The sequence below is a fragment of the Nostoc sp. DedQUE04 genome (assembly GCF_034530995.1).
Lineage (GTDB): Bacteria > Cyanobacteriota > Cyanobacteriia > Cyanobacteriales > Nostocaceae > Nostoc.
On the sequence record NZ_JAVRCA010000014.1, the window covers coordinates 82,244 to 108,166 of the forward strand.

17 protein-coding genes are annotated in these 25,923 nt (G+C 40.7%); 8 read left to right on the forward strand and 9 right to left on the reverse strand.

All coding sequences use genetic code 11. The annotated features are described in order from the left end of the window. Positions 1–105: 105 nt before the first annotated feature. Positions 106–2,382 carry a dynamin family protein gene (locus tag RM049_RS12650; RefSeq protein WP_322704396.1) on the reverse strand — a complete coding sequence of 759 codons (2,277 nt, stop codon included), beginning with the start codon at positions 2,380–2,382 and terminating at the stop codon, positions 106–108. 199 nt (positions 2,383–2,581) lie between these two features. On the opposite strand from RM049_RS12650, the gene RM049_RS12655 reads away from it, so the two are divergent. After that, positions 2,582–2,761 (forward strand): high light inducible protein, encoded by a 180-nt coding sequence (locus RM049_RS12655; protein ID WP_190893926.1) that lies wholly within the window; start codon positions 2,582–2,584, stop codon positions 2,759–2,761. Between the two features lie 102 nt (positions 2,762–2,863). Here RM049_RS12655 and RM049_RS12660 read toward each other — a convergent pair whose 3' ends face one another. From RM049_RS12660 to RM049_RS12680, 5 genes are all read right to left on the reverse strand, one after another. Beyond that, entirely contained in the window at positions 2,864–3,955 is a 1,092-nt protein-coding gene (locus tag RM049_RS12660) for a hypothetical protein (RefSeq protein ID WP_322704397.1), read from the reverse strand. A 139-nt stretch (positions 3,956–4,094) separates the two neighbouring features. Next, entirely contained in the window at positions 4,095–7,070 is a 2,976-nt protein-coding gene (locus RM049_RS12665; protein ID WP_322704398.1) for a molecular chaperone, read from the reverse strand. A gap of 220 nt (positions 7,071–7,290) precedes the next feature. Then, entirely contained in the window at positions 7,291–7,554 is a 264-nt protein-coding gene (locus tag RM049_RS12670; RefSeq protein WP_322704399.1) for a hypothetical protein, read from the reverse strand. A 56-nt stretch (positions 7,555–7,610) separates the two neighbouring features. Beyond that, on the reverse strand, positions 7,611–8,411 hold the full coding sequence (locus RM049_RS12675) for an Rpn family recombination-promoting nuclease/putative transposase (protein WP_322704400.1): 801 nt from the start codon (positions 8,409–8,411) through the stop codon (positions 7,611–7,613). A gap of 31 nt (positions 8,412–8,442) precedes the next feature. Continuing rightward, positions 8,443–10,989, reverse strand: coding sequence for a proteasome protein (locus RM049_RS12680; RefSeq protein ID WP_322704401.1), 2,547 nt, complete (start codon positions 10,987–10,989; stop codon positions 8,443–8,445). Between the two features lie 936 nt (positions 10,990–11,925). Here RM049_RS12680 and RM049_RS12685 point away from each other — a divergent pair. The 3 genes from RM049_RS12685 (at position 11,926) to RM049_RS12695 (ending at position 17,993) form a co-directional block, all read left to right on the forward strand. After that, positions 11,926–15,291 carry a PAS domain S-box protein gene (locus RM049_RS12685; RefSeq protein WP_322704402.1) on the forward strand — a complete coding sequence of 1,122 codons (3,366 nt, stop codon included), beginning with the start codon at positions 11,926–11,928 and terminating at the stop codon, positions 15,289–15,291. A gap of 372 nt (positions 15,292–15,663) precedes the next feature. Continuing rightward, positions 15,664–16,386: a cyclase family protein gene (locus RM049_RS12690; protein WP_322704403.1), complete on the forward strand. Its 723-nt coding sequence runs from the start codon at positions 15,664–15,666 to the stop codon at positions 16,384–16,386. Between the two features lie 110 nt (positions 16,387–16,496). After that, positions 16,497–17,993: an aldehyde dehydrogenase family protein gene (locus tag RM049_RS12695; protein WP_322704404.1), complete on the forward strand. Its 1,497-nt coding sequence runs from the start codon at positions 16,497–16,499 to the stop codon at positions 17,991–17,993. Between the two features lie 397 nt (positions 17,994–18,390). On the opposite strand, the gene RM049_RS12700 is transcribed toward RM049_RS12695, so the two are convergent. The 3 genes from RM049_RS12700 to RM049_RS12710 all read right to left on the reverse strand — a co-directional run bounded on the left by RM049_RS12700 (position 18,391) and on the right by RM049_RS12710 (position 22,639). Beyond that, positions 18,391–18,732: a XisI protein gene (locus RM049_RS12700; protein ID WP_322704405.1), complete on the reverse strand. Its 342-nt coding sequence runs from the start codon at positions 18,730–18,732 to the stop codon at positions 18,391–18,393. After that, positions 18,720–19,136 carry a XisH family protein gene (locus tag RM049_RS12705; RefSeq protein ID WP_322704406.1) on the reverse strand — a complete coding sequence of 139 codons (417 nt, stop codon included), beginning with the start codon at positions 19,134–19,136 and terminating at the stop codon, positions 18,720–18,722. Before RM049_RS12705 ends, RM049_RS12700 begins: the two co-directional genes overlap by 13 nt. 80 nt (positions 19,137–19,216) lie before the next feature. Further along, complete coding sequence (locus tag RM049_RS12710; RefSeq protein ID WP_322704407.1) at positions 19,217–22,639, reverse strand: pentapeptide repeat-containing protein; 3,423 nt, start codon at positions 22,637–22,639, stop codon at positions 19,217–19,219. A gap of 135 nt (positions 22,640–22,774) precedes the next feature. Here RM049_RS12710 and RM049_RS12715 point away from each other — a divergent pair, with 135 nt between their 5' ends. The 4 genes from RM049_RS12715 (at position 22,775) to RM049_RS12730 (ending at position 25,858) form a co-directional block, all read left to right on the forward strand. Beyond that, positions 22,775–23,176 carry a CU044_2847 family protein gene (locus RM049_RS12715; RefSeq protein WP_322704408.1) on the forward strand — a complete coding sequence of 134 codons (402 nt, stop codon included), beginning with the start codon at positions 22,775–22,777 and terminating at the stop codon, positions 23,174–23,176. Continuing rightward, positions 23,173–23,883 (forward strand): TIGR04283 family arsenosugar biosynthesis glycosyltransferase, encoded by a 711-nt coding sequence (locus RM049_RS12720; RefSeq protein WP_322704409.1) that lies wholly within the window; start codon positions 23,173–23,175, stop codon positions 23,881–23,883. The genes RM049_RS12715 and RM049_RS12720 overlap by 4 nt, the downstream gene beginning before the upstream one ends. A 405-nt stretch (positions 23,884–24,288) precedes the next feature. Beyond that, on the forward strand, positions 24,289–25,047 hold the full coding sequence (locus RM049_RS12725) for a TVP38/TMEM64 family protein (RefSeq protein ID WP_322704410.1): 759 nt from the start codon (positions 24,289–24,291) through the stop codon (positions 25,045–25,047). After that, on the forward strand, positions 25,016–25,858 hold the full coding sequence (locus RM049_RS12730) for a TVP38/TMEM64 family protein (RefSeq protein ID WP_322704411.1): 843 nt from the start codon (positions 25,016–25,018) through the stop codon (positions 25,856–25,858). The genes RM049_RS12725 and RM049_RS12730 overlap by 32 nt, the downstream gene beginning before the upstream one ends. Positions 25,859–25,923 lie beyond the last annotated feature (65 nt).

Sequence of the window (25,923 nt, forward strand, 5' to 3'; positions counted from 1 at the left end):
TAATAATAAAAGTCCTCATTAGAGGACTTTGCAGTGTATACGGGTATTCAAGCTATACTACCAAAAAGCAGGAATATTTCTCTCAAACTGAGAATATGTTACTATTCAACATTGGTACTTAATATTAGACCAAGGAATTCCAGCGAAAAAATCCCTACCCACCTTTAATATCTCAATGATTTCCTTAATGCAATCTTTTGATTCTATTGTAGAAGATATTATCTCACGCTGATGATCAAGATATTTGTTCCAATCACGTTCTACTACATCAGCTACTTTTTCAAAACCATCAGCTGTGTCTTGCCAGAATTGGTCAATTCCTTTGAGGAACTGTTCACATACACTCTGTTTCTCAAAATCTTTAACAAGCTGTTTAGCTAAACGCTTTTGCCATGATTCTGTCCAAGAACTCCATAAGTTTGCTACTGCCAAACCTATCGTAATAGATAGACCTATCCCAAGCACAATTGGGCCACCTATAGCCGCGACGATAGTCATTATTCCAGCCGTACCACCACTGAAACCAAAACCAACACCAAGTGCTGATAAAAAACTGACAAACTTAGCAACTAAGATGTAACCGCCAAGATTTCCAAAAGATATTGCCCAAGCCGCCAAAGCACCAAAGCTACTTAAACCTGCAACTGCGCCCATAACAGATGCTTCCCAATCAAAACGAAAAGTTTTGGAATTTGTATATTCTCCTGATTTGTATCCATTAAATTCTGCTTCTGGGTAGCCTTGAAAGAAAGTATCAAGTTCTATTTTGAATTTTTCAGAATTTTCTTTCATAAGCTTTTCTAACTCATTTTGAAGTTTTTCAACCAGATACCCAGCAAGATATTCCTGCGCCTCTTTTTTGTCATCGTACTTTTGGCGAATGATTTGTTCTACAGCATCAACATTGAGTAGTTGTTCTGTATACTTCTGAAAATCAATTTCGGTATTTTTTTTTAATTTATCTATATTTTTCCTAACGTTGTCACGTTTAAGTTTATTTTCTTGCTGCCGAACAGACTCATTTTCTGTCAATACACTTAATTGTGATCGTTGTGCATTTTGTGCTTCTATATCAGCAATACTTGTGTTATATGTATCAATCAAGCTAGTATACTTTTTTGTATTATCCTCCTTTATAGCTTTCATTTCTCGATCAATACGGCATATACGTGCTTGAGGTAGAGAATCGCCAAGTATATTGGTTAATTCATCAAATAGGTGCTGACATCTATCCGGTCTTTCTGACCAAAAAGTGAAGAATCTTTTTCGTACTTCTGCTTCAGTGATGGCGCGATTTGTTTTTTCTCTACGACGCTCTAGAACAGTTTCGCTGAGGTTTTTATAAAATCTTTTTGAAGCTTTATCTGAGATTTCTTTCAGCTGATGGTCAGAGATACTTGGATCAGCATGAGTCGCTACAATGAAGAAGTTGCCTAGTGTTGGGAAATTATTGCATTCAGTTTCTGGAGCAGGAAGTAACCGTAGTAAACCGCCAAGGCGAATCATGTCTTGGCCGTTAATATGACCTTTGGCTGGCGAAGCATACAGCAATATATCGGCTATCTGTGCAGCACTAGTAGCTTTTTCAACGTCTTTTGAGACTTCATCAGATTGATCAGAATAGCCTGGGAGGTCTATTAGGTTGCAGGCTTTTAGCAGGGAAGAATCCATATAAACTACGGCTGCATGAGCTGCTACATCATCATTGCTACCATGTACTCCATATTCCTGCAAAATATGAAAGTTTCCTGCTTGTAAACAATACTGCTCGCAACGTTCTTTGTCATTTAGAAGTAATAAGTCAATTATTGGTTTACCACTCTCATCTTTTAACCAAAAGTTTTCATCAAAAACCAAAACATCTTGTTTGAACCATTGAGGGCGGTCTTCTATATGGCGAACAAATGTAATTACTCTAGTGGCTGGCTGATAACCAACTGGTAAATTTTTGCTACCCAATAGAGCATTTGCTAGGTGTGATTTACCAGCATCAAAACCTCCTGTCAATGCTAAATTAGGTTTTTGCTTATAGAGCTTCAGTTGCTTTTTGAGATCATGTGGTGTAGCTGGCGGTGTTGGTATATCTAGTTTGTCTAGAGGATGAGTAGCATCAATGTACTGATTCAGTAAATTTAGTTTGTGATAAAGTTCAGCGTATGGAGTTCCTGGAGCAATTTCTTTGAGTGGTGGCGTTGATACTGACATAGCAGTGGCAATATCAAGCCCAAATATTCCCAGCCATTTCACTAAAAGCCCCATTGGAACTGTTTCAGGCTTTTGCTCATAAATACAAACTTCTTCATGGGAGATGCCCAGTATATTAGCAACCTGTACTTGACCCATGCCTACTTTCTGACGATATCCCAGTAAGTTAATATTCATTGCTGTATCTCAACTGCACTATTAATATTACTTATTTAGTTATGGTATAGATATTAATCTGCCAGTCAGTAGGGATTACCCACCCTTATTTATGGGAAAGAATTTTGCTTTGAGTTTATGTTGCAATTTTGTAAAAGTCTGTTACATTACTTTACAGGCAGTGATAACTGTTACAACATAAAAGCTCGGAGTATTATTTATGGCAGACGTTAAGAAGACTACGCCTTCGGTTTCAGAAGATCCTAATGCTTTGCGCTGGGGCTTCACTCCTCAGAGCGAAAATTGGAACGGTCGTTTTGCAATGATCGGTTTTATATCTGCTGTTGCGCTTGAAGTGTTTTCTGGTCAAGGGATTTTACACTTCTGGGGCATCCTTTAGATTTAAACGTTTTTAGCTTCATTAGATTATGAGGCAAGGCGGGGATCAGTAAAATTATCTGTCTTGCCTGATAATCTCAAGAATTAGAAAACTCGCCAGCAACTAGCGTGATGAGCGAAATATTACACGACCGGGAGATTCTTCTTGATTGATTCGCGCATATACTCGAAGACAAGTTAAGACTTCGCCAGGAATACCGCCACAGTCTAGTTGTAAGTCATCCTTGGATGAAGCACAGATATCTGCATAAAGTCCCGATAATTGGCGAATTCGCACTTCATTACCTGCATTAATAGCTTCATCAGCGACTTTCTTCAAAATGCGCCGTGATTCATGTTGTAGCTTTCCCCACCAAGAATAGCGTTCAGCCGGTGGTACAAATACTAGGGAATGTATTGCTTCATCCATGTCAATCCAAGCACGGAGAATTGACAGGGGATCGGTATTTTTCTCTGCTTTTTGGGTGCGTTGGAAGCGATCGCTTAAAGCATCAATATATTGATCGCGTTGTTCTGGTTTAGAGTGCAAGGAAATGACATCGAAGCTAAAAACGCTCTTTAAAGCATGATGTAAATCTGGGTCTATTTCGATAAAATTCATATATAAAAATAGAAATGCTGCTGGTAAATCGGATGCATTACCTTGGGGAATTTTAGAATTTGAAAGTGCTTGTTGATACAAGCTCAATCCCTGAGCTTGAACAGTACCAGTAAGTCCGGGGTAGATAATTTCGTCGCGGATAAAGGGAAGCTGAAAGAGATTAGAATTATCTGCGATCGCACCAACTTCTTGAGCTAAATCCAAGGTGCGCTGTCGCCAAGTTGCAGCTAAATCCTCTGGGACTCGCAGCAGTTTGCGTTGAATCTCATTCCACAAATCAGAGTCTGTTTGGCTTTGCAGTTGGGAATTACCCAAATAATAACTAAGTTCTGAGTCAGAATCGAAAGCTTCTCGAAGGTGATTTAGTTTTAACTCATCTGGCGGATCTTCCCAACCAGTATTTTGCTGTGGCGGTGCAGGTTGTAAGAGGTTATGAAGTTCTTGCAACACATCATCACATATTTTAGATCCTGGATCTAGTGGAAATTCAGCGCGAGCCTGATTTAAACTAGCCTCTAGTCCATATAAACTAAACCGCAGTAATCGGGCTAACTCCGAGTTTTCTATCTCTAATAATTGACGCAAGTGCTGCATGAATCTCACCTCCAAAGCGAATAAAACTTGGCAAACCTCTGCGCCCCTTTGCGTTTACTCCGCGCCCCTTTGCGTTTAAAAATCTTAATTTTTTTTAACGCAGAGGAACGCAAAGTTTCGCGCAGAGGAACGCAGAGGTTTAATGTATGCCGCAAAAGGGATCGCGTTCTTTATCAACTTCATTAGGTTGCAATTCTAATTCAGCACGATAAACACATCCTTCTTCTTTCAAGCATTCTTGATTTTGTGATGTCCAGTAAGGTACTTCACCAGCGTGCATTCTTAGAATACCTCGATCGTCGAGAGTTACACGATATTGGCAAGGATAATCTGTGGTTACATCTGGTTTGCTGAGTGCGCCAATTCTTATCCATTTTTTGCTGTTGGTTTCGGCATCTGTTTGATAAACATAGAAGGTGTGCTGGCCAGTTTGTGGGAATGGAGGTAAGGGATTACTAATTAACCCAATTCCTGGTTGCGTCACCCCATCGCGCAAATAATGAAATTTGTGAAACGTTTTACTACCATCATTTCCGACTTCAAATACAAGATGATAGGCATCTGGTTGATCGACAGTTGCTGACTCAATAACATTGACGGCAATATCACCATCATTTAAGTCTTTATTGAAGCCTTCCACAGCGATATTCCAGTTCAATTTACCATCAGCAAATAGTGCTGAAGTTTCTGAAACTACCGATTCTAAATCAATACCAGAAATATCAATCAAATAATGGGGATTTCCTTGACAAAGCAATACGTTAAATTCGAGGGTTTGGTCAATCTCAAACTGGACTTTTATTTTTTTCAGAAATTCTACTTCTGGCATTTCCAGTTGATTCATCAGGTTTTTGCCGTCAAAGCTTCCCCATAGTCGTAAATCTCCCTCTTCGTAATCTTGACGGTAGATAATATTAGTTAATTGTATGCCTTGCCAATGAGTACGAACTTTGGCGACAGTTTCCCAAGGTGCGAGTTGATAGAGTTCTTGTCCAGCTTTGAATATAGTTAGTAAATCGTTGCTTTGGGTTTTGCGTTTGAAGTTGCAGGGTAAATAATAAAATAGGTTTTTAACATCAATTTCTAGCTGGTTAGCTCCCTTACGCAGCAAGCTTTTGGATTCTTCTGGATCGAATCTCAATCTTCGTAACTTTTCGGCATAGCAAGCACCGGCAGAGGTGGCTAGCTTGGTAAATTCCAACACAAAGGTAATCCGTTCTGGATTCCAGACAAAATATGGAGACTTACTAAATTCTTGGTAGATTTGGCGCTGCACTATGTCTAAATTACAAGTTTTACCAGACAAAATTAACCAATCAACTTTTTGGGAATTCCAAGAATCTTTGGTGAGATCGTCGGGACGCAAACGACTTTCCATTAATCCTTTGGCAATTCCGATCGCTTCTTTAATTCCCGAAGCGGCGGCTCGTTCAAATTGTTGGTTGTCTAGGGTAACACAGATGTTATTTGGATCTTTGACTTGCAATTTAATGGCGCTTTGGGTAAGCAATTCGGAAATTTGCTGCTCAGAAAGTGTAAAGGTTAATAGAGAATTCTCCGTTGGTAGCTTTTGCCCAAGTTTCAGTTTAGCTGCTTCTGCATAATCCCAAAGAATATAAAAGGATTGCAGACGTTGAGGTGCTTGTTGCCAACGAGTCGGCAATACTTTTTCGGCTGTATCTAGGGCGTCTTTGTAAGCAATATCGCCTTCTGGATTCTCTTTATCTAGGCATTTTAAAAGACTGCCAGTTTTAAATTTGCTGTGTTCTAAAAAACGCTCGTTTAACTCGGAGTTAATTAAATCTTCTAACTTTTCGTTTTCTAGATCGCCTATTGTGACTGCTGTCAACAAAAAGTCTGCGATCGCAACTTTTAATAATCTGAAAATTCGCAGTGTAATTAACTCACCGCCTAGCTGTAAATGACCGGATGAACCTAATAGTTTGGGAGTAAGTTTATAGTAACGTCCTCCTAAACCCCGGTCTTCATAATCAGCAAAAGCTGGGGTTTTATCTTCTAAAGTCAGTTCAATTAAAGCTAAGTCTGTGGTTCCCCCGCCAATATCCAAGACGAGGACATTTTGTGACCATTTGTTTCCTACTTGGCGACAACGGGTTTTAAATGACTCGATCCCAATGTTAAGATTACCGCCAAATTCTCGCCATAAAAAGAATATTGCTACAGAAACGGCTTCATCATAAGCAGTTTGGACATCATCAATTCCCAACTGCTCAACTAGTTCTCTAACTTCCTTGCGAACAACTGGTGGGGCGACTGTTGGGTAAGTGACAACTGCTGTTAAAAAATCTCCTTCCGAAAATCTGCGTCGTGCGTGTTGGCGGTAGTCTTCAGTTAACTCGATTAAATGCGCCCAAGCAGATTGGATTAACTGGTTAGCGGTAATTGTTTCTTCTTCGCCATCCAAAATAACTGAAAATGATCGCTCCTGGCCAAAATAGCGTTTGGGTGAATGGTGAAACCTGCTGATAATTTCCTTTAAAGAACCGCTTGTACCTTGAGCGATCGCTTTTTTTCGGTTATCTCTAGCTTCCCTACCCATCCGCAGTTTTAAATCCTCTAAGTGTGAAATTTCCGACTCGCTGGGAATTTCCGTATCGCGGCGATCGATATCCAGCACAACTGGGATCAGATTTTGCGACTCTAGGGTAGGGACGCGGAACACCTCATGATAGATTTGGTAAAGTTTTTTGCTGACAGCACGGCGGAATCTCTCGCTGTTTCCTAAAGAAAGTTCAATTTGGCGAATTGCTTCCAAAAATCGCTCTTTATTATCACTTTCAAATACTTCACTCAATCGGCTGGGTTCTATCTCCAAATTTTTGCTAATTTCTATGATAAACTTTGCCCAATCATCAGTGCTGACATCCGGTAAAGCCACTGAGGCGGGAGAACTGAGCCATTGCGATAAGCGATCGCGCAACCGCATTTCTTGCTCTTTGGGTAAAATTTCTGCGATCGGTACTTCAATTGGATCGAAGAGTGTGACTGTCGAATTCGATGTACCAAAATCTAAAGCAAACCATCCCGGAAATCTTTTTTGTTGTTTCTCGCTTGGTTCGCGATCGCTATAGTTATTCAATTGAAAAGGGTTCATTATAGTATTCACTTTCTGTTGTTTATTTTATAGCTGGCTAAAAACTGTAATGTTCTATCATAAAATTACAAATTTAGAGAATCTTTGGTCTTGTACCATTGATTCTCTTTAGCACTGGCTTTTTTATTTGGCGCATATATCTACGTTGGGCTACGCTTTTATATAGAAAGGACGTAGGCGTAGCCCAAACTAGACATCGCTATGAAAATTGCAGCAGTTATTAAGTTGATGTTGAAGATTCTTGCTCATCTGTAACTTTTACTTGTTCGACTTGTTCGATAGTTAAATTAAATAACTGGGCAACCTCTTCTATAGAAATACCATAAGCTAAACACCGAGGTATAAGTTCACGTTTTACTTCTTCTCGTCCTTGTTGTAGTCCTTGTTCTCGTATTTCTTCTAGTGCTTGTTTTAGTCCTTCTTGTCGTCCTTCTTCTTTAGCTTCTCGATAAACCCTGGTTTCTTGTAACTTAATTTCAAACATCGTCTCTACCTCTTCACTATTTACGTTTGCAAATTTATAACCAGTAATTGTTGTGATTATTCAGATGCAAGTCTTACTTGTTCTATAGTTAAATTAAGTAATTTGGCAACGTCTTCCATCGACATACCAAGAGCTAATAACTGAGGTACAAGTTCAAGTTTTAGTTCTTCTCGTCCTTCTTCTCGTCCTTCTTCTCGTCCCTCTTGTTTAGCTTCTTGATAAACCCTAGTTTCTTCTAACTTAACTCCTAACATAGCCTCTACCTCTTCACGACTTAAGTTTGCGAATTTATAAACTGCAATTGTTGTGATTACATCTATTATCTCCTTCTTAGCCAAGACAGTTATCTGCTCTTGTTGCACCCGCTCAATTAAACGTTTCGCTTCCCGAACCATTTGAGTCTCTGAGGCAATAGTCAACAGCATCAAACTGATACCTACTTTGTACTCATCAGGACTACCTAACTCATCTAAATAAATTCGTTGTACTTGAGAACTGTTCAGTAACGATCTATGAATAGTGGTGTTTTCCGGTTCCAAGCTGCGAGACTGTAAAATAATTACCCCATACCAGTCATCATAAAGCGACGCGTTACGATACATATACAGCATGGATTCTGAGAAAAAGCGATGGTACAGTAACTCATCTCTTTGGAATTGTACCTCAGCAAAAAAGATTATCTGAGATGCAGCATCTGGTGGAGGTAAAAATACCCCATCAATCCGAAATGTTGGTTCTTTAACTTCAACTGATTCAAAGCGATAGCTAGCAGCTTCAGGCGGTGGCTGTTCTACTAACTCGAAAAACAATTCTGGGACACGCTTGAAAATTGTATAAAAAATCGCATCACGTCTCATAAATACATCCTCATATCTCGACGCGATCGCGTCATCTCAAATCTAAATCATCTGAGTGAGAAACAGCCGCAATTTCGGAAATAATCTGCAACCAAGTAGGAATTTGGATCTCAGATGGCAATTCCCCAGCCGCCAAATATCTTAGCAAACTTTCTTTTTTGGAAAGGTTTTGCAGACTCGGAATAATCTGATCCAAAATACCTTCTAGTTCGGAATTAATTTGCTGATTAACTTCGCTAACATACTGCACAAGATGGAGGCTGGCGCTAGCTGTAATTTCATCTCGCAGTCGCAGTACTAAAAGTTGGTGATTGCTCGATCTGGGTAAGCCTTGGCTTTTCTCTGGTGCCCAATCAAAGATTTGACCGACGTTGTGTTTATCGTCTTGACGTGCTAAAGGAAAAATAATTTCAGGTGCAACAGTTTTATCTTTACTAGTAATTTCCGAGATAATTGCTTCTTTCCATTCGTTAGGGTCGCATCCTAGTAATAATTTGTAAAAGAGATCGGCATCTTCAAAACCAAATTTTTCTTCGATTTCTTGTTCCATTTCTGGATGAAAAAATGCCTGCAATTGTTCGCGTTCTGGGGCAATATAATTTGATAGTTGGTTCAACAAATCTACCACGGCTTGCTGGATGCGATCGCGGGCAAAATCTTCTACTTCTTTAACGGTTTTCTCAAATACTGGATAAAAATCATCGCTCTTAGTTGGAAGGGAAGTATTTACGCGGTTTCCCCGATCGAATAATTTCCCGGCTGCACCTTTAGATTCTGCCAGAGCGATCGCTCCATTATTGGCTTTGTTGAAGAGTAAAGTCCACTGGTTCCAATTAAGAATTCTAAAGGTGAGTTCGTCTTTTACTACATCGCTGACAACAACACCGCGTCGGTCTTTAAGTGGTTCTTTGCCGATATCTTTTTGGAAATTTCTGTAGATTTTATCTAAGCTTTCGACCACAAAGCGCAATTCGATAAAAGCCGGACTATCGCCTGTGGGGATACCTTGCTCGTGAATTTCATCTATGATGTCTTTTAAGTGATCTTGTTGCTGACTCACCACATCAGCAGCTCTTTTGGTATCTTCATACAGTTGCTTCAAACCATGAGTAGCTACGTGAGTTTGAATCAATTCCCGCAGCTTACTAAGTCCGCCATCTTGACTAAAGTAACCCAACTGTCTGCCCAAATAGCTACGGGTGTTAGATTCTATCAGATTTTTACTTAATAGCTCCCATTTCTCTTGTAGCCGTTTAGACCTGTCTAGGTAATCAGGATAGTCTAGGTTAGCTAAAAATTCTGGTGAACCAGCTTTGACTTTACTAGAACGTTTTGCTAATTCAGCCAGTCCCAACAGTGGCGACAGTAAAACGATGCGGTCTTTTTGGGTTGTAAATGCTGCTGCACCGTCAATGGTAGTTTGCAGAACTTTGAGTTTTTGGAGAACCGTTTCCTCTTCTAAATGACTATCTTCAATCAGATGATCGAGTTCTCTTTCGCCACCCTCGCTGTCTAGAGGGAGTTGATCGAAGCGACCCACACCGACAAGAATTAAATCTTTCAGGTCTTGTCCCGGTCGCTGCTGCTGCATCATCGTGAAGATTTTATTAGCGCGATCGCTCCCAGGAGATTTACCATTTAGCAATACCAAAATTGTCTGTACTTCTGCCAATTCCCGCAATGACAAAAAGGTATCTCTAGCCCCAGAATTAGCAGCCCCCAATCCTGGAAAGTCGATGAGAATAAATTTACCTGCATCTGTAAAATCCCAAATTTCCCGTGAGATTTTCACATCGATATCGACGCGGCGGATCAGTGGGAAACTGTTTTGCAATAACTTTGTTGGTAGCCTCTGGGGTGGACTCGGTAATCTGATGTGCGCTGGGGGTAGATCCTCAAATTTCAGAGTTTGGATTGCCATTGGCTGCTCAACGAGCTGTAGCCCCTCGCGGGCGGTGATAGCATCAATTTGGTAGTGCCCACCACACATAACTTCCCCATAGGCTTGATAAGCCCGCAGGAATAATACCAACTCCCGGAGTAAATAACGTAGCTCCAAATTGTTACTACTATTCCACGCTTCTTCACACCAGCTAATAATATCTGTGCCAGAGTTGAGTTTCGATACTGGTATCGGAGGAAGCCCTGCTGCTGTGGTTCGTTTATTGGCTTCCCCTAGCATGAAGCGGAGACACTCGTGTACTCCCTCATGGGAAAGATACTCTACCGTAAAGTTACTTAATTGCGTCGTTGCAAAATCGTCTTGCGGAATAATATGTATGGCGGTAACATTACCTGTAGTGGGGTTTTCACTGACTGGTAAAGCATCTGCATATCCAATTAGACTGCCTAAAAGTAAGGTTTTTCCACTACTAAATTCTCCCATCACACCAATTTTGACAGGCGAAGTTGCCAGGTCTACAGTTTTCTGGGCAGCCGATCGCAAACGCAGAAGACAGTCATCAAGACTAGCTGGAACCCAATCTTCTTGTTTAGAAGGGTACTGGGGCACAGAATCTATCTTTCGGAGGATGAATTCGCCGTACTCCTTAAAACGGCCCAGTTTATCTGGTTCCATAAAGTAGTTTCCGCCTAACATTAATTTCTGTGAGCTTTATAACATATAAAATGCGATTACCAGGCATTGTTACAACCAGTTGATATCACATTTAGCATTTCTCTCATTTAATTTGTGATTTTGCTGTAGCAATCCTAAATCAAACGTGCAGATTTGTTCTCTTTTTATTGGCATACTTTTCTACAAAATGCTGCGCGTACTCCTACGAGGAAGCAAGTTACATGTAGTGTCTCGTAGATAGACAGTTCGTCATCACCTAGATCGATTGTCACTCAGATAATATTGCTATATAAGGCATTTTGACTAGTCAAGACAATTTTGAAAAATTGGGTTTTGTTGAGAACAATAAAAAACAATACATCGATCGTTATCCCAAATTACAAATAGATAAAGTTGGTTTTTATACACCTATTTAAATCAAATTTGCTGAATACAGATGTAGCTCTCAAACATTTTTATACTCCATTATTTTAAGCAAGATAGAGCCATCAGCCAGATTTTAATTCATGCTGAATTCTTATTGATAAAAAATCAATATTTATTTTGGATAAAATTCTTGATTATTGTGAATTTATTATAAAGATGTAAATGCCTTACAGAGAATCATATAGTTTCCGTAAAGCTAAATCAGGTTTTTCAGCAATGCAATTACATAGCTAAGATGAATTTATCGGTGACTTCAAAAAGAAACAAAGTCAAACAAGCTCTGTGATATATATAGTTTAAATTTCACGCAAAAGGCTGAAGTTAATCTTAATGATAACTTCAGCATTTTTTCAATTTATTTACACTAAAAGAGGAATTGCTGCATATATAAAAATAAATAAAGTATTAAGATCGTTAGCAGGTTGGCATAAACAAGATTATATCCATATATTAAGAAATTGTATTTTCAGCATATTACCTTAATAATTTAGGCAGAGCAGGCAGGCAAAAGTGTTTTCTAAAAAGGTGCAGAGCTACGTTAAACAAATCATAGTTGAAGAGGATGAAAAAGTATTCTACCAGCAGGCGGATATTGCTCCTCTGATGATTTGGATGTCTAGATGTAATGCACTTTACTGTTACTTCAATTCTAATTGGCTGAAATTTACTGGAATACATCTAACAAAAGCTGCATCTGCGCGGGAAGAGGAAATAGGCAATATTTGGACTGGCAGCGTCCATCCAGAAGATAGACAGCGATGTGAAGATATATACCTCAGAGCATTTGCGACGTATGATTCCTTTCAGAGGCAATATCGCCTGCGTCGAGCTGATGGTGAATATCGCTGGATTTTAGATACAGCCGCGCCACGATTTGCGGCAGATGGTAGCTTTGTCGGTTACATCGGTTATTGTATCGATCTAACAGAAGTGCCGATCGGGATCGGTCAATCTTCCCTAACAGAAAACAGCTCCCTATCGACAAATTCATCTCGTCGCCTACGTAAAATTACAGATAGAGAACGAGCAACAGAATTAGCAAAAGCATTGGAGCAACTGCAAGCTGAAATTAGCAAACGCCAAGCAGTTGAAGCAGAGTTACGCCAAAAAACATCAGAATTTACCGCGATTTTGCAAGTACTTCCTGATTCCTACTTCCGTCTTGATGCTGCTGGAAGTATTCTGGATTACAAGCAAGGGTTGATGGAGAGTCTGTATATTTTACCAGAAGATTGTCAGGGCAAGAGTTTGCGAGAATGCTTACCGATTGCTGTAAGCGATCGCTTCCATCAAGCAATAAATCAAGTACTTGAAACTCAATATGAAGTCAGTTTTGAATATACCTTACCGCAACCAGAAAAAAACAATAATTTTGAAGCTAGGTTATTACCATTACCAGACCAGCAAATTATAGTTCTTGTCCGCGACACCAGCGACAACATCCAAGCAGCCTTAATAGAAAGTGATGCCAAGTTCCGCAGCATTGTAGAAAATGCCAACAACGTTATTTTTGCGCTGACACTTGAAGGGATATTTTCCTACGTTTCTCCTAACTGGACTGAAATTTTTGGGCATGAGATTGCAGAGGTTGAAGGCAAATCTTTTGTTCCCTTTATACATCCTGACGATGTGCATATTTGTGTCGATTATTTTCAAAGAATTTTGACAACAAGCGAAAAACAAAAAGCAATTGAATATCGAGTCCAACACAAAAATGGTAGTTGGCGATGGCATACAAGCAACTCATCTGCGATTAAAGACGCTAATGGCAATATTTTGTACTTCGTTGGTATTTGCTATGACACCACTGACCGTAAAGAAGCAGAAGTAGCTCTAGCAGAACGAGCGCTTTTAGCAAATTTTCGTGCCGATGTCGATGCGGCATTGACCCAGAGTGACAGCTTACAGAATATGATGCGCCGCTGCACTGACGCCTTAGTTGAACATCTTGATGCAGCCTTTGCTCGCATCTGGACGCTAAACGAACAAGACAATGTATTAGAGTTGCAAGTCAGTTCTGGGATGTACACCCATATTAATGGGCCCCATAAATGTGTGCCAGTCGGTCAATTCAAAATTGGTTTGATTGCCGAAGAGGGCAAACCCCACTTAACTAATTCTGTGCAGACAGATCCCCACGTTGGTAACAAAGAGTGGGCACAGCGAGAGGGTATGGTCGCCTTCGCTGGCTATCCCTTGATTGTTGAAGATGAAACTGTAGGGGTGATAGCCATGTTTGCCCGCCATACAGTAACAGAATCAACTTTCAAAGCATTGGAATTTGCCGCTCAAGAGATTGCCATTGGCATCAAGCGCAAACAAACAGAAATTGCACTCAGAGAAAGCGTCCAGCGAGAAACATTGCTCAATCGTCTTTCTAGCCAAATTCGAGCTTCTTTGGATCTCAATTACATTGTGGAAACCGCAGTACAGGAGATTCGCAACTTATTCCAGATCGATCGCTGCGTCTTCTTTTGGTATCGGCAAGACGCTGATGTACCATACTGGGAAAGAGTCTATGAGGCGAAAAGTTCTTTTTTACCGTGTTTACTTAACCAACAAGAAGCAACTCATGCCGAAATCAAACTAATTGCAGCCAAAACCTTGAACGGAGAAATCATCCGCATTGATGATACTGAGACTGTGGGTGATTCCATAGCACAGCAATTTTTGCAGGATTTTGGTTTTACTGCTTTTATGGCGCTGCCTGTACACACTCAATCTGGTGAAATTGCTGCATTTAGCTGTGGTTATTGTAGTGGCTTTCGTCCTTGGCTGAACAACGAAGTAGAATTACTACAAGCAGTTACAGTTCAACTAGCGATCGCCATTGACCAAGCTAAACTTTACACCCAAAGTCGCATCACCGCCCAAACTGCCCAAGACAAAGCCCAGCAACTAGAAGCAGCACTGCTAGAACTTCAACAAACCCAAGCGCAACTGATTCAAACTGAAAAAATGTCCAGTTTAGGACAATTAGTTGCAGGTATTGCCCACGAAATCAATAATCCCGTCAATTTCATCTACGGTAATATTAGCCACGCCAGTGAATATACTAAGGATTTGCTGCACTTAGTAGAACTTTATCAACAAAACTACTACCCACCAACACCAGAGATCGATCGACAAATCAATACCATTGATTTGGAATTTCTCAAGCAAGATTTACCCAAAATTCTGGAGTCGATGAAGATGGGATCTGAACGCATTCGGCAGATTGTCCTATCTTTACGTAATTTTTCTCGCCTTGATGAAGACGGTACAAAAGCAGTGGATATTCATGAAGGGATGGATAGCACTTTGCTGCTATTGCAAAATCGCCTCAAAGCCAAACCAGGACATCCCGAAATCCAAGTAATTCGAGACTACGGCAATCTACCACCAGTAGTCTGTCACGCCGGACAGATGAATCAGGTGTTTATGAATGTGTTGACAAATGCGATCGATGCTTTAGAAGAGTCATACTCTGCGGGAAGCCGAAGCGCCTATGTCAATAGTCATACCCTGCAAAAAGGCGTTCGCGTAGCGTCTCCAAGAGTTGCGCTTATGTCATTAGTAAACAACACTGAACAAAGGACACATGACCAAGGACAAATAACTTCTTTACAAATTCACATTCGCAGCCTCATTCAAGAAGACTATGTAATCATTAGAGTTGCTGACAATGGCCCAGGGATGAGTGAAGAAGTACGCAAACGCCTATTTGACCCCTTTTTCACGACAAAACCTGTGGGTAAAGGTACAGGTATGGGATTATCAATTAGCTACCAAATTGTAGTGCAAAAACACGGTGGAAAGATCCATTGTATTTCAGCACCAGGAGAAGGTGCCGAATTTGTTGTAATGATTCCACTAAAACAAGAACCCTCAACCTAGATATCACGCAATAGAGATAGAAGTGAAAAAATCTAGAGACGTAACACTGTTACGTCTCTAGAACGGTTCTAGATAACGCATATTTAATTTTTGAAGAAGTAATCTTAATCTAAACTTAATCAAAACTTAACCTAATAGTTGTTAACTAAGATCAACTCACTTTTTGCTGCAACATTTTAACCCCCTCAATAACCTAAAATTTACAGGAATTGAGGGGATTATTTCTTCTAATATAGGGAATTAGGTTTGAAAAACGTTGTAATGGTAGTACTATCTTTGCGTAGGCATAGGCAATCCAGACAATGTACATAATGAACTGCACCTACGCACCGAACAAAAAATATCTGAGTACAAATAAAATAGAAGGCTGGGATGATACAACCCCAAAGTCAAAATAGTATCACCTACACACGCGTTATCCACCTAAGTCATGTAATTGACATAGATATTCCCCAATGGTCTGGAGATCCCACAGTAGAATTTGAGACTGTGGCTGAACTAAATAATGATGGTTATTACTTGCGGCGTTTCTCCTTGGGGGAACATAGCGCTACCCATATCAACGCCCCTAATAGTTTTCATAGTTCTGCTGTGGGAATTGACCAATATCCAGCCCAGTCTTTGGTTGTACCTGCGGTAGTTATAAACGTTTGCCAAGCTACAGCAGTTAATCCTGATTATGCCCTGACTGTTGCTGATGTTTTGGCTTGGGAAGCAGAATATGGTGAAATTTCTGCTGGCTGCGTAGTTATATTGAATACTGGTTGGCAAAAAAAGTGGTTGGATAAAAGTGCATTCCTCAATCATGATGCTCAAGGGATTCCCCACTTTCCCGGATTTGGCAGCGATGCAACTCAATTTTTACTTGATGAACGGCAAATAGTTGGGGTAGGAATTGATACTCATGGTGTAGACCCCGGACAAGATAACAGTTTTACGATTAACCGCTTGGTATTGGAAAAACCGCGCATTGTGTTGGAAAATCTCACAAATTTGGATCAACTACCACCTAAAGGTACTACTCTAGCGATCGCACCTCTAAGATTACGTGGTGGTTCTGGTTCTCCTGTGGGAGTGTTGGCGTTAGTGCCTTAATTTTTATATCGATATTTGCTTATCACGCCAATTTCCTAAACTTGAGGATAACCTAGAAAGCAAGCAAACTTAATACACAAGTTTTCAGTGGATCATCGGAGATTTTCAAAATGACAACTCCGCTATCTTGTCGTAATTATATAGATGGCCAATGGTTGAGTGCTGTAGGAGAAGCAACCCTAGAAAGTCGCAACCCTGCCGACAAAACCGAAGTCGTGGCCACATTTCCCCGTTCTCAAGTTAAAGATGTAGATACAGCAGTAGCCGCCGCCCGTCAAGCCTACCAGAGTTGGCGCAAAGTCCCGGCCCCAGCGAGGGCAGAATACATTTTTCGCGTTGGGGAAATATTACTTCAACATAAAGAAGAACTTGCCCAGTTAATCAGTCGGGAAATGGGTAAACCCTTGACAGAAGCCAGGGGAGATGTGCAAGAAGGTATTGACTGCGCCTTTTACAGTGCTGGCGAAGGACGGCGACTATTTGGGCAAACCACACCCTCGGAAATGTCCAATAAATTCGCCATGACTGTGCGGATGCCTATCGGAGTCTGTGCTTTAATTACTCCCTGGAATTTTCCGGTGGCAATTCCTTGCTGGAAAGCGATGCCAGCTTTGGTTTGTGGCAATACAGTTATTCTCAAACCTGCTGAAGATACTTCCGCCTGTGCAACTAAATTGATTGAAATTTTTCAACAAGCAGGTTTACCACCTGGAGTAATTAACTTGGTGCATGGTGTGGGAAAGGAGGCGGGGAAAGCTTTAGTTGAGCATCCCAATGTAGATTTAGTATCCTTTACTGGTTCTTCAGAAACGGGTGCTTTTGTCGGCGCGACTTGCGGACGCACTCACAAGCGTGTCTGCTTGGAAATGGGTGGTAAAAACGCTCAAGTGGTGATGGAAGATGCCGATTTAGAACTTGCTCTCGATGGGGCAGTGTGGGGAGCGTTTGGGACAACTGGACAACGGTGTACGGCTACTAGTCGGCTGATTTTGCATCGTGATATCAAAGAAAAATTTACCGCTATGCTTTATGAGCGTACCAGTAAGTTACGCTTGGGTGCTGGCAATGACTCTGATACAGATATTGGGCCGATAGTCAATGAAAAGCAACTCAAACAGGTGAGCAAGTATTTGGATATCGCTCGTGAAGAAGGAGCAAAGGTTTTAATTGGTGGGGAAATCGCTCGTGAAGGCTCATTGAAAAACGGTTACTTCTTTCAACCAACTATTTTGGATGATGTAACTCCTGATATGCGCGTCGCCCGTGAGGAGATATTTGGGCCAGTAGTGGCATTAATTGAGGTTAGCTGCTTTGAGGATGCGATCGCAATTCTCAACGATAGCAATTATGGTCTTTCTTCTTCAGTTTACACTCGCGATATCAATCGGGCTTTTACTGCTATGCGCGACATCGAAGCAGGTATCACTTATATTAACGGCCCGACTATTGGCGCAGAGGTACACTTGCCCTTTGGTGGTGTGAAACAAACCGGTAACGGACACCGCGAAGCTGGAACTACTGCAATGGATGTTTTCACAGAATGGAAAAGTGTCTATGTTGACTTCTCTGGAAGTTTGCAACGCGCTCAGATAGATAATCGCAGTTAATTATCTACAAATACACTTGGGCTAAGAGGATGTTTAAAAAGTCCTGTTGTTGGTAGCAAAAAGTTTTAGATCCCCCTAAATCCCCCTTAAAAAGGGGGACTTTAAGAAGTTTTCCCCCCTTAAAAAGGGGGGCTAGGGGGGATCAATAAGTGCCTAAAATCACATTTAACCACTTTTCAAATAACCTCTAAGGTTTTATTCTCCCTAACCCTTGGCTGTGCGAAAGTTTAAGCCAGGGGTAGTTCATAGTAAATTTGGGTCAATTCCTTCCCAGCAAAGCAATCTCTGAGTGTTGCGTTGGCGTAGCCCGCCGCAGGCATCTCTCTTTGATGCCATTTTTTCAAACTAGATGCTCTAATAAGCCGCTTTCAGCCGCGCTAGTAGGAGAAAATAATCTTTAAACCGTTGCAAACTCAGTATATTTCCTCACTTCTGGAGGCTGAAAAGCCAAGACAATATCGCTTGCAGGAACATCTAAACGCATTAACTCAGTTGCCATTCCTTCTTCAGTCAAATCTTCTTCTATGTAAATTTTTTCATTTTTGATGCGAATATAGACAGAAATTCCTTTAATTCTTTTGCCTTGTTTCCAACCAATATTGAACCATAAATATTGACTTCTTTCATCATCAAACATTAACACTTCATCCACATCAACAATAGGAACCTGTGATGAAATACTTTGATACTCTGTTAAAATTTGCTTGATTATATTTTGATATTGAGTTAACTTATCCATTTCACAATCTCCTCTTTCTTCATATTAATAACTAATAGTGAGACTTGATACTTTGTCAAAACTAATTTAATTGCCACTTTTGGAAAGAAATCTTCATAAATTACTTCCCCTATTGCCAAATATAATTTCTGTTCAGGATGTTCAATAGAAAGGAAAGCTTGATAAATGAGATACTGACCTAATGCAGTTTCAAAATCACGCATAGGGGAACGGCTGAGAAAACTTTTAATTTCAATAACAATTTGTTTTCCTTCTCTACTAGCCGCAATAGTTTTTTCACCAGCCAGATCGGCAAAGAGTTTCACTTCTTCATATTTAATGGGATAAGGATCGGCTGTAATTATCCAACCATCCTTAATTAGAGCATTTTTAACCGCATCATGATATACATCTTTTGCTGGCATTTTCTCCCTGATAATTCAGACAAAGTAACGATTGGGGCTAGTTAATATAATTTTACTAAGGGCGGTTATGTTTGCGATAATTAAAGTTCTGGCGGTAAACCAAGCTTGGTACGAAAATTCTTGTCATATCTTGCATATTTCCAATTTGTAGCAGATTTAACTTGCTTATAAGTCAGGTTTTTAGCACCACTGAGGTCGGTACCACTGAGGTCAGCATAACTGAGGTTAGCATCGCTGAGGTCGGCATAACTGAGGTTAGCATCACTGAGGTCAGCACCACTGAGGTTAGCATCACTGAGGTTAGCATCACTAAGGTCTGTACTCCTGAGTCCAGTATTGCTAAGGTTGACACCACTGAGGTTGGTATCAGGGCCAATCAGGAACATTTGTTTGTCAGTAAGATTGAAATTCTGAGGGAATACAGTTTTCTTAGTGTAAAAAGCATCCTTGAGGACAGCTCCCCTAAGGTTGGCATCGCCAAGGTCGGTATTGCAGAGGTTGGCATTGCTGAGGTTAGCATGGCTGAGGTTGGCATTGCTGAGGTGAGTACTACTGAGGTTAGCACCGCTTAGCTTGGCATCGCTGAGGTTAGTATGGCTAAGGTCAGTATGCCTGAGGTCGGACTCTTTGAGATTGACATGACTAAGGTTGGCACGACTGAGGTCTGCACTGTAGAGATTGGCACGACTGAGGTTGGCATGACTGAGGTTTACAAGGCTGAGATTGGCATAGTAGAAATCAGAATTTTTGAGGTTAGAGCCTGGAACAATTAAATACATCTGCTGATTAGCAGGATTAAATTTTTCTGGGAAACGAGTATCTTTATTGTAGAAAGAGTGCTTTAAGTCTGCTCGTTTTAAGTTCGCGCCTCTGAAATCTGTCATTCTGAGGTCAGCACGAATTAACTTAGCATTACTGAAATCAGCATTCCTAAGATCAGCATTTCTTAAGTCAGCATTTCTACTTGTTTTATCCCAGATAAAACCCAAATAAATATCTATATTAGCTCCACTGAAGTTAGCTTTTTTAAGGTTGCTGTTTCTAAAATTAACACCACTTAAGTCAGTATTACTGAGATTAGTTTTGTAAAGATTGCTTTCGCTAAGATTGGCACCGCTGAGATCGGCATCGCTAAGATTAGCCTCACTAAGATTGGCACCACTCAAGTCAGCAAAAGAATCGTAAAAGCTAAGTTTAAGACCTCTAAGGTTAGCACCGCTCAAGTTAATATTAGCTAGACTGACTCCATTTTTTACCAGTTGTTGAAGTGCATAATGTTTTTTCGGCCCTGAAAAGTTTTCAAGAATCCACCAGTTAAGCCAGTTACCTGTTGCAATTGCCAGATACAGAAACAATAAAGTACCAAAACAACCTAAACCAAATCTTTGTCGCCATTTATCACTGAAATAACGGTATTTGACACTTCTTTCAATAAAATATTGAGCTAAGGAAGAAAAAATTACTTCTTCAGATAATTTTTTAGAAAATGATTTAATTTTATCAAGTTGTTGCTTTGTTAAAAGATAGTTTTCAGAATTTCCGTTATCTCTCCATACCTCAGCTAACGCCTCTATCTTGCGCTTTTGTCGCAATACATCCCGACTTTCCTCAATCCATTTGCGTAATACCGACCAATGGCGAATCAGTGCTTCATGTGCCACATCTACCACAGCAATTTGATTAGATAAGGTACTGGTGACAACTAGTTTCTCATCAGCTAACCGTTGAATTATTCTATTAATCACAGCTTCTGAATACTGCGAACTAACTAAATCTCGTTGCACAACCTGTCTACGCGTATCTTCTGTTCCTTCTCCCAACTGCGTCAATTCTAAAAAAATCCGCTTTGTTGCTTGCTGTTCCTCAAGTGATAATGACTCATAAACTTGTGTAGCGCGTGTTTGCAGGGTTCCCCTGACTCCGCCTAGTTTGCTATATGTAGTCAGGCTTAACCGTTCTTCAGTTCTTTGCTGCCATAGTTCTGTCAGCGTGTACTGCAACAACGGTAAACTCCCCGGTGAATTTTCTACATCTGCAATCATTTGAGAAACTAATTCCGGTTCTACTGCTAAGTTCACCTGTTGGGCAGGTTTGAGAATTGCTGTTTCTAATTCCTCCCGAATCATCGGTGTTACTGTTACTAAATGGTCTTGAATTTTTTTAGCTAGTCCGCCATACTCTTGTTCCAGACATTTCCCAAAAAAATCAGCCCGCATTGTAATTATTAGACAGAGTTTATTGTCATCCCGTTGCAAAGCACCTAGCACACATTCAAAAAACTGCTGTCGTTTTGCAATGTCTTGACATTGAGTAAAAGCTTCCTCAAACTGGTCTACCACTAGCACTATGCGCTGAGTTTGTGCAGCAGTAATCAACTGTCCTAAACCAACTGCGCCTTTGGCAATTAATTCTTCAGATTTTGCTAATTGTGATGCGCGTTCAATATCTGATAATTCTGATTCTACAAATGCCAGTGCTAAATTTTGTAAGGGGTTAATCCCTGGTCGAAATATTTTCAACTGCCAAGTTTCGCTACCTGATAACCTACGCCCTAGCTTTAATTGATAAAGTAAACCGGCTCTGACAACACTAGATTTACCACTTCCTGATGCTCCCAACACAGCGAGGAAATTACCCGATCGCACTTTTTCTAATAATTCGTCAGTTAATGCCGTTCTGCCATAAAATAATTTAGCATCTGCTTCTGTACAATCAAAATAAGACAACCCTTTGTAAGGACAAATAGCTGATATTTGTACTGTGGAGTTCACAGGAGAAGAATTCCATTTGCGGGTGAGATTAATTGCTTCACCAGAGTTAGCAAATATGGGACGTTGGGGGAACGGGTGATGTTCTTGATTGAGCAAGTCTACTAAAGTGTAGTTACTCACCCAACGGTCTTGTTTTGGTTCTAAACCTTTGAGCAGTGCGGCGGTGAGAACGCTGTGTTGGCTGTTAATATCTTCAAAAGCGACTTCAAAATTACGAGAAGCCGCAATAAAACACCTGTCTCTGCCTTTACCCCGATCGCCTGGATCTGCCTCTGCAAAATTTAGCACTTCTCCGCTATAGCAGCAATCCAAAATCACAATTTGTTGTCTTACTTCACTTTCTTGCAGCAGTCGCCGCAGCCATTGTAGAGATAGTCCCCAATTACTCGCATCGGGGTTGACTTCACTTGTCGCTAAAAAGCCTTCCTGAATTCCTAAATTTTTCCGCAATCCATGACCAGAAAAATACAGCAGTGCTGTGTCTGGCGGCTTCCCATCTGGCTTAAACAATTGGACGATCGCTCTTTCTAATTGAGTTAAACTAACTTTAGTTTGCTTACCAATGCGAATCGTCTCATTTTCCTTGTCTTTGACTGCTGGTAGCCGCGTTACCCGAAATTCGCCATATTGTTGTAAGATTTGAGCGATCGCTTCAGCATCCGTAGCTGGTGCGTTGAGACATTTTAAGCGGTCATACGTATTAATTCCCACCACCAAAGCGTCTCGACTCATCCTGCAAAGCCCTATGATAGTTGTGCCGAATTATTTCCAGCTTCTACAAGAAATTTACCGCATTTTCCGTAAAATTTTGTAGATAAGCACTGCTGGACTACCCTAGACGCAATTCTTTTAGGCGAGATTTATCCTATGACTCAACTCACACCTATTCAGTTAGAAGATGGCACGATTATTTACATTGAGGCTACAAATAATGTAGATGCTCCGCCAGTGATTACCGAAGTTTCTCCAGAGGGAGAAGAAGAAGCACTAATTGATAAGGGATGGAATGCTGATGCTGCACAAAAACAGATAGTGCAAAATTTTCAAGCAATTGAAGGTACAATTCGGGCTTACACTGTTTATTCACTGAATGCTTTTAAGAAAATCCCTGTTGCCAATATTGATAAAGTTACTCTTGAATTTGGCATCAAAGTTGGCGGTGAAGCAGGTATACCTTACATAACTAAAGGCACGGCTGAAAGTAATCTGAAGGTAACGGTAGAGTGTTCGTTTCCTGACCAACCGGAAAAGCAAACTCAGCAATCATGAGTGAGAGTATTGACGCAGCCAAAATTTCGATTATTATTCCGGCTATTAATGAAGCGGGGAATATTCAAAAAGCCATTGCTACTACTCAAGCCAGTACAAATATAGAAGTGATTGTAGTCGATGGTGGCTCTAGTGATGATACTGTAGCGATCGCTCAGTCTTTAAATGTCAAAGTTATCTCATTATCTCCCGGTCGTGCTGTGCAAATGAACGCGGGTGCTTTAGCGGCTAGCGGTGAGATTCTGCTGTTTCTCCATGCGGATACCCGTTTGCCAACGGGGTTTGATGAGATGATTCGCACAGCGCTACAAAAACCTGGGATTGTAGCTGGTGCTTTTAAGTTGCGGATTGATGCGTCACTTTTAAGTTTACGATGGGTGGAGTGGGGAGTAAATGTGCGATCGCATTTTTATCAAATGCCCTATGGCGACCAAGCAATTTTTTTAACCAAGGAAGTATTTCAAAAAATAGGCAGTTTTCCCGAATTGCCTATCATGGAAGACTTTGAACTCATGCGTCGTTTAAAACGCATCGGATGCATTGTAATTATTCCCACACCAGTTGTTACCTCAGCGCGTAGATGGTTGCAAAAAGGAGTATTAAAAACTACGCTACTTAATCAGATAGTAATTATTGCTTATTTGCTCGGCGTTTCACCTGAGCGAATTTGTAGCTGGTATCGCCGAGAAAAATTTAAGAGGCTTTAAGCTGTTTCTCATGTAGGTGCTATATCTTAGGGGCATTAGACCTCTTGCATAAATCAAAAATAAGAAAGAACCCCACCCCGCCAAAGCTACGCTTTGTCTCCCCTCCCCGCTTGCGGGGAGGGGTTGGGGGTGGGGTGTTAGAGACTTTTGCAAGAGGTCTATTGGATTTGAGGTGTAAATTTTAAAGTTGAGCCTCAAAAGGTCAACATCGAGCCTCAGAAGGTCAACATCGAGCCTCAGAAGGTCAACATCGAGCCTCAAAAGGTCAACATTGAGCTTCAGAAGGTCAACATCGAGCCTCAAAAGGTCAACATTGAGCTTCAGAAGGTCAACATCGAGCCTCAGAAGGTCAACATTGAGCCTCAGAAGGTCAACGTCGAGCCTCTGAGGGTGAAACTTATAAAAATGAACAAGCGTTTATTAAATTCCAAACTCAAACTGCTACTCCTAAGTTGCCTCATTGTCACTCTAATAATTGCCGCTAAACAGTTCAACTTTCAGGGATTTTTACAGACTTTAATCATTTGGGTTCACAGCCTTGGTGCTTTTGGGCCTATCGCCTACATACTCATTTACAACTTAGCAACATTACTGTTTATACCCGGTTCCCTCTTAACCCTCAAAGGTGGTTGTCTGTTTGGTGTATTTTGGGGATCGATATATGTGCTAATTGCTGCAACACTTGGAGCAACCTTGGCTTTTATTATTGGACGCTACCTCTCACGAGATTGGGTTTCTCGACAAATGGACAAACATCCTAAATTTAAAGCGATTGATTTAGCAGTTGCTAAAGAAGGATGGAAAATTGTTTTGCTAACTCGTCTTTCACCTATATTTCCCTTCAATTTATTAAATTATGCTTTTGGGATAACACAGGTTTCTCTCAAAGACTATATATTAGGTTCCTTCGGCATTATTCCCGGTACTGTGATGTACGTTTATATTGGTTCTTTAGCTGGTAATCTTGCCATGATTAACACCTCTCATCAACCAATTACTCCAGAAACTCAAGTCTGGCAATGGATAATGCGAGTAGTTGGGTTGATTGCTACTGTTGCTGTAACTGTATATATCACAAAAGTTGCTCAGAAAGCATTAGCTCAAAGTGTGGCAGTAGAAGAAATCACAACCCATGAAAAAACTAACAATCATTCAGATATTTAAAGCCTCTCTGCGAGACGCTACGCGAACGACTCCGCTCGGCTTTAACACTGAGCGAAGCCGAAGTGTTAAAAGTATTAATACCAGAAACTTCCAGAAGTTTTTTCGCTTCAGTATATTAATATTACTAATATTGGCAAGTAGTTTCTCATTAAACGCAGACCCAGCTTTAGCACAAGAATCGGTAACTTTAAATTCTTTCAATCCCCAAGCAATTTTACGCCAAGCCTTGCAGTGGATTGAAAGCCTGGGCGCAGTAGGAGCCATAGCTTTTATTGTCCTTTATATTATTGCTACCGTTGCTTTTTTCCCAGGTTCTATTCTCACCTTGGGAGCTGGTGTAATTTTTGGTGCAGTTTGGGGTTCTCTTTACGTGTTTATCGGTGCAACCCTTGGCGCTACTGCTGCTTTTCTCGTCGGACGTTATTTAGCAAGGGGTTGGGTTGCTCGGAAAATCGCAGATAACAAAAAATTTGCCGCTATAGATGAAGCGGTAGGTAGAGAAGGATTAAAAATTGTCCTGTTAACGCGACTATCTCCGATATTTCCTTTCAATTTATTAAACTATGCCTTTGGCATCACGGGAGTTTCACTTCAAGATTACTTCATCGGCTCTGTAGGCATGATTCCCGGAACCATTATGTACGTTTATATTGGTTCCCTTGCAGGTAATCTTGCCATGATTGGCACTGAGGCTCAACCTACCAACCCAACTTTACAATGGGCAATTCGCATCTTGGGTTTGATTGCTACAGTAGCTGTGACAGTTTATGTCACCCGGATTGCGCGGAAAGCTTTAGAAGAAAAATTATAAGGGTGGACAGATGCCCTCGCTATCTTTGGTAATCTTCGTATATTACAAAATAAATTGCGGAAAAT